Here is a 1367-nt window from a genome sequence, read left to right on the forward strand (position 1 = left end):
AACTTCTTTATCGGTCGCTATGGGAATGGCGTTCTTGACCGGTCCACAGAAGATAATTTCCTCATCCGTGATTGCTGTCTGACGGGCTGGTTTATGGGGGCCGACTCCGTTTGCAACGGTTTCGTTGTCGCCCGTGATTGCTTTACCGGCGACGCCTATGGCGGGGCGTGGACGCAACGAAATGCCGCGGTCACGATTCCGTATCTCCCACCCTATCCGGCGGCAGAGATTTTCAAAGTGGGCTGGGTTGATGCTATCCGGTATACGAAATATCACTTTTACGGCAAGCCACGGCTGTTTGGCCCTGCCGATGAGGCGATTGATACGTGGTTCGATACGTATATCTATAAATCCGCCAACTCTGCGCGAACCTCCGCAGGCGGCAGGCTGACAAACAATACTGCTGGCGGCTATTCAGCGCGTTCGTTTCCCGGCATTGCGGGCCGGGCATTCACCGTTCTCAGTCGCTATGGACGTGCGGTGAACGGGGTCTGCCTTGACGATGTGAAGGTGCTGGGAACCCACCGCGTCCCGTTCTACACCGACGCAGGCAGTTACAACGTGATTCATACGTCCTACGTTGAAAAGACCTGTCTCGTTGATACCACAACGAAAACTATTGCCGGTAATCAGTTCTATACCGACTATCAGGACCCGTGGAATGCGGCACTGACAAAAGCGCCAGCGATGGTTTGTGAGGGTGGTATCACTGTCGACAGAACTGTCGTTTCGGCTGGCGTGGCTACACATCCGTTCAGCCAGAAACCAACAACCATCAACGGCCCGCTCATTATCAATCCGTTCCGTGATAATACAGAGGACTACACGGCCTCGCAGATTGCAGAGTGGAACAGCGCCGAAGGGAAAACGGTATACCTCTATGACTGGCGCCGTCAGTACAGCGTCCAGCGCCCGATACGGTTTTTTGATAACACACAGGAAGCATTCCAGTATTACAAGGGTGTCTGGACGCCGGTTGTCAAATGCGGCTCAGAAGTCGTGACGCTGAATACCACCGTGGGAACCTACCGCCGCTCAGGGCGTTTAGTGCATGCGACTTTCAGAATCGAAACCACGTCAATGGCGCTGACGACAGGAGGCGCGGTAGTGATATCAGGGCTTCCGTTCACGGTTGCTGCACTGAGTGACGGGGGATTAACAGTTTCCCCGATAATTTGCAGTCGCGCAGGCTCTGCCATATTGCTTGCGCATACGAACCCGACAACGAGGGACATCTTGCTGCTAACAAATAGCTCGCCATCCGCTTTCTCAATAACCGGCGGAACCGGTTTAACTATTTACGGTTCAGTTCAGTACGTTCTGACAGAATAAGGATTTGCCATGTTTACGATAGAGAAAGAAGTTGC

The 1367-nt window shown here is 53.4% G+C and carries 1 pseudogene; it reads left to right on the forward strand.

Going from position 1 to position 1367, the window contains the following annotated elements:
* Nucleotides 1-1332 (forward strand): annotated as a pseudogene (locus HMPREF1024_RS00150) (hypothetical protein); the annotation flags it as partial.
* Nucleotides 1333-1367 lie beyond the last annotated feature (35 nt).

It is taken from the genome of Klebsiella sp. 4_1_44FAA (assembly GCF_000238715.1).
GTDB lineage: Bacteria > Pseudomonadota > Gammaproteobacteria > Enterobacterales > Enterobacteriaceae > Klebsiella > Klebsiella pneumoniae.